Annotated in this window: 5 protein-coding genes and 2 pseudogenes; 4 read left to right on the plus strand and 3 right to left on the minus strand. The window is 68.6% G+C overall.

The genetic code is table 11. From position 1 onward, the window contains the following. Together VR44_RS30860 and VR44_RS49260 are read left to right on the plus strand one after the other, a co-directional pair. A pseudogene (locus VR44_RS30860) lies at positions 1 to 400 on the plus strand (hypothetical protein); the annotation flags it as partial. After that, positions 343 to 525: a transposase gene (locus VR44_RS49260; RefSeq protein WP_425424545.1), complete on the plus strand. Its 183-nt coding sequence runs from the start codon at positions 343 to 345 to the stop codon at positions 523 to 525. The pseudogene VR44_RS30860 and the gene VR44_RS49260, both read left to right, overlap by 58 nt. Positions 526 to 528: 3 nt before the next feature. Here the strand turns inward: VR44_RS49260 and VR44_RS30865 are convergent, their stop codons facing one another. Then, positions 529 to 1,050, minus strand: a complete 522-nt coding sequence (locus VR44_RS30865; RefSeq protein WP_157880454.1) for a hypothetical protein — start codon at positions 1,048 to 1,050, stop codon at positions 529 to 531. 134 nt (positions 1,051 to 1,184) lie between these two features. After that, positions 1,185 to 1,847, minus strand: a complete 663-nt coding sequence (locus tag VR44_RS41560; RefSeq protein ID WP_157880455.1) for a hypothetical protein — start codon at positions 1,845 to 1,847, stop codon at positions 1,185 to 1,187. Positions 1,848 to 2,007: 160 nt separating this feature from the next. Here VR44_RS41560 and VR44_RS30875 point away from each other — a divergent pair, with 160 nt between their 5' ends. Together VR44_RS30875 and VR44_RS49265 are read left to right on the plus strand one after the other, a co-directional pair. Beyond that, a complete protein-coding gene (locus tag VR44_RS30875) occupies positions 2,008 to 2,577 on the plus strand; it encodes an SMI1/KNR4 family protein (RefSeq protein ID WP_045950926.1) in 570 nt (189 codons plus the stop codon). Positions 2,578 to 2,675: 98 nt separating this feature from the next. Next, the gene (locus VR44_RS49265; protein WP_425424546.1) at positions 2,676 to 3,098 is read left to right on the plus strand and encodes a phage tail protein; all 423 of its coding nucleotides are present in this window, start codon (positions 2,676 to 2,678) and stop codon (positions 3,096 to 3,098) included. A 636-nt stretch (positions 3,099 to 3,734) separates the two neighbouring features. Here the strand turns inward: VR44_RS49265 and VR44_RS30885 are convergent. Then, positions 3,735 to 4,186, minus strand: a pseudogene (locus VR44_RS30885) (hypothetical protein); the annotation flags it as partial.

A 4,186-nucleotide genomic window follows, 5' to 3' on the forward strand; every position in this document is an offset into this window, starting at 1 on the left:
CACCAAGGCCGCGGCCCTCTTCCGCGAGATCCGCGAACGCGGCTACCGCGGCAGCCGCGTCGTGGTCACCAAGTACATCGCGACCCTCCGTGCCGGCACCGCCGCCCCGGAACCACGCCAGCCGATTCCCAGTCCCCGCCGCATCACGACCTGGATCCTGCGCCGGCTTGACACCCTGACCGAGAGCCACCGCGAACAGCTCGACCGCATCCTGGACGCCTGTCCCGACCTGGCCACCGCCCGCGACCTCGCCCGTGAGTTCAGTGCCATCGCCCGCGAACGCCGAGGCCACGACCTCAGGCACTGGGTGGCCCGCGCTCTCGCGACCAGGGGCCGCAACCGATCCAGAGCTTCGCGGCCTTCCTCCAGAACGACTGGGACGCCGTCGTCAACGGCCTGACGCTCCACTGGAGCTCAGGCGCCGTCGAGGAGCAGGTCACACGCATCAAACTGATCAAACGCCGGTCATACGGCCGTGCTTCCTTCTCCCTCTTGCGAACCCTCGTCCTCGCCCCGCCACCATGACCCTCACAGCGTCAGACGACGTCGTCCGCGCTTGGTCTTCGCGCGCACGCGGTCGCGGAGCTCGGCCTGGTAGAAGGCGGCTTTGTCACCGCCCAGCTCAAAGTACTCACAGATGTCGGCGATGGTTTCGGCGTCTTCCGCAGTGCCCGTGAGCCCGATCTTGAGGAGCCGCCAGAACCCCTCCTGAGCGTGGGTCCGGCATCGGTCAGCCAGGCCCGCTCCTTCTGCCTCCAGTTCATAGTCGCCGGAGCCCGCGGCCACGAACAACAACGTCTGCAGCAGCACGTCTCGGGCCAGTGCCGAGAGGTCGCCCGCCAGCGCGGCCATGATCACGCCGACCGCGGGCGGCGTGCACTCGAAGATGATTGTGTCTCCCTCGACGTGATCATCGAGGGTGTACCCGATCATGTCCCGGGGTGTCTCGGCAGTGATGATCGCCTCGAACAGAAGGGGCACATGTTCCGCAGAATCGCCGCAGCCGCACTTCAACGAAGCCCAATCGACCCGTCGCAGCTCTGCGCGCACCAGCTCACTGACTACCACCGCGGACCCCCAAGAGCCATGCCGGATCCCGCGCTCCGGCGCTAGTGATCAAGCATGACCCAGCTGCCGACCCCACCGCGATCACGTCCTTCACGAAATATCCACCACAGCCATCTTCAGGTAGTCGATTCCAGTCGACGAGGCCGACTCCGGAGGTGTTTCCGGCCTTGCCTTCGGATGCGTGTGACGCCCCACCCGATGCGGAAGGGGAAAGGAGAAGGCGAGGTCAGGATCCTGCCGCCCATCGCCCTTCCGGCGAACTCCCACCGCGACACCGTGAGCAGGTGCGGCCACTTCGTCGCGGACGCCCGATGGGCGGCCGCGACCGCCGAGACGGCGTCGGCGAGCGTCGAAGCCGATATCACGGGGTCGTCCGCGAGCGCGACCAAGGCGACGGTGAAATACCGCCGGATGTCCTCGGCCCGCCCGGCGAACGCCCTCAGCCGGCGACGGTCCGTGCCCTCCGCCAGGCCCAGACGGGCGGCAACCTGGCGGTGTCCCATGCCCAACGCAGCTATCTCCAGCCCGGCCCCGATCACCTCGGCCGCATCCGCCCGCCGCGGCCAAATCGCCCCCCCCAGCAACATTTGCGTGACCTTGCAGCCAGGACAACGAGTACGACGCGGCTGCAGAAACAACCGGGCCCCGAGATCACCCCGGATCTCCCGGGGCCTGCCATGCCCCCACGGCGCCAGGGCCGCCCCACATGACGGGCAGCTCAGCCGACCTTGCCGCAGCTGCCGTTCCGCCAGCAGGACGTCGTTGTCGACGATCAGCACCCGACAGCCTCCGCAGACCACGATGTGCTCCCGCTCCGAGCACGACGAAGTACCGCCAGCCTGCCCAAACGCCAAAGGATCACGTTGCTCAAGGCGTCGTTGGTCGTGAACATAGGAGGTCAGTGAAGGCTCGTGATCCGTGCTCTGGCACGCTGTCCCGGTGGACGCTCTCATCGGCACTCAAGCACCTCGTCAGCGACTGACCGATCCGGCCTCGGCGATCGCGGCTCTGGAGCAGGCCGTCCCCGGCCTCGCCCTCCTTCGACGTACGACTCCAGCCGGCATCGACTGGGCGACGGTCGAGGAGTGCCTGACCACGCACCTGCCCTCCGACTACAAGCTGCTTGCCGACAGCTACCCGTCCTTGGCCTTCGGCGACTTCCTTTGCGTCGGCTTCCCGAACCCCGGGCAGGAGCAGGCATGGTCAGAGGACCCCGAAAATCTAGAGATCCTCGCTGAGTGGTGTGCGGACGCAGAGATGTCCATTCCTCTGCACCCCTTTCCTGCCCCTGGGGGCCTGCTGCCCTGGGCCACGTCGAACCAGGGTGACTACTTCCTCTGGAACACCACAGGGTCTGGTCCCGACGAGTGGACTGTCACCGTGGCCTCACGCAACGGCGGCTGGTGGCACTACACCGGAGGCGCGGTTCAGTTCCTCGGCGACCTGACCAGCGGAGCATTGGAACTGTGGGAGCTGCCGTCGGTACGGCCTCAGGTCGAGGCCTTCTGAGCGAACGACGGCTCCACGACTCGCTCGTGTTCACCGTGTCGTCGCACACGAAGAGACAGCCCGGTCTCGGAGACAACTACATCCCGTGTGCAACGGGAGTGTCGCCGTTACCCTTTCATCACCATGCTGAGAGTCGTCGAACAGACATCGACGGAGACGGCAAGACCGACGGCTCCTTCTCCGCGGTCTCGGGGCTGGAACTCGGCGCCGAGACGATCGAGTACAAGGACGACGCCGGCCAGTCCTTCCAGATGCCCGGCCGGCGGCAGGCCCTGAACCTCACCCTGCGCAGGGGCGTAATCCCGAAGGACAGCCCGCTGTTCGCCTGGCTCTACACGGTCAGCCAGAACGCGGTCGAGAAGAAGAACTGCACGATCTCCCTGACAGACGAGACCGGCGCGAACCAGCTCGCCACCTGGAACATCACCAACGCCTTCCGACCAAGCTGTCCGGGCAGAACCTCGACTGCCAGGCCGGCGAAGGGATCGTCGAGGAGGTCTCCCTCCTCGCCGAGCGGATGACCGTGGTGTTCCACTAACCGACACAGACCCCCGCCCGCGCGTACAACGAGCAGCACGGCACCCTCGCGGCGCCGCGGCACGCTACCGCGCTGGACAAGCCGGTCGGGCACTGGCTGACCAACGTCCACCGGCCCGGCGGGCTCGGCAAGGACCTTGACCGCGCCGAATGGCGGGCCGCCGGACGGGCGCACGTCGAGCAGCTCCCCCGACGGGACCGAGCACACCAGGGTATGGATCGTCAACCAGAAGAAGCGCCGCGACCGGCTCGACGCGCGACAGCTCGCCGCCCTAACCGCCCTCGGAGTCCACTGGGCGCAGTCGAGCCAGATGTACGTCGGCGCCTGCGGCGGGCCTGCGGCTTCGGTCTGGTCCGACCAGTCCAGGACGGTGCCGGCGCGCATCGCGCCGCTGCATGGCTGCCGTGGAGCGCCGTGCAGCGGATGCCGCCGCCGGGGTGCCACTCCATCGCCGGCGCGATGCCTCCGTGTTCCTGACACCAGACCGCACCACCAGGCCGCCGCAGTCCTGCCAAGCACACGCACACCTGGCCCGGCCGGACGTACCGCACGCCGTGGCGGGCCACCCCCGCCGAGCCCTCCGTGGCGGCGCCCCGCAGGCCGGCCAGCCAGTCCAGCGTCACGTGCAGGCCGCCCGACCCCGGCCGGACCCGTTCCACCATCCGCACCTCGCCCAGCACCGCCAGCGGCCGCGTGCCCGGTACGGCCCCCACTCCCGGCCGGTCAGCCCGTGCAGCGCCCCGGCGTCCTCCTCGGTGGACCAGCCGGACAACCGGTCTTTGCCCTCGGCGTCGTCGGCCAGGAGCAGCCACGGGTCCTCGATGCGGAACCAGTGCGTACCGCCACCGGAAAGGACCAGCACGAGCGCGGCCGTCGAAACCTCCGCCGGGACGTTGATCTTGTGATGGGCCAGGAGCCAGGCGACCACCGCGCGCCGATCGAACTCCGGGTGGACGTCCGTGCCACCCGCCGGGGGCGGGAAGTCGCTGTGTTGGCGGCGCCAGCACAACACTGCGGCCCGGCCCACCCGGGCGATCCGCCCCACCTCGGGTGGCAGCACACGGTCCTGTT

This window comes from Streptomyces katrae, assembly GCF_000966975.1.
GTDB lineage: Bacteria > Actinomycetota > Actinomycetes > Streptomycetales > Streptomycetaceae > Streptomyces > Streptomyces katrae.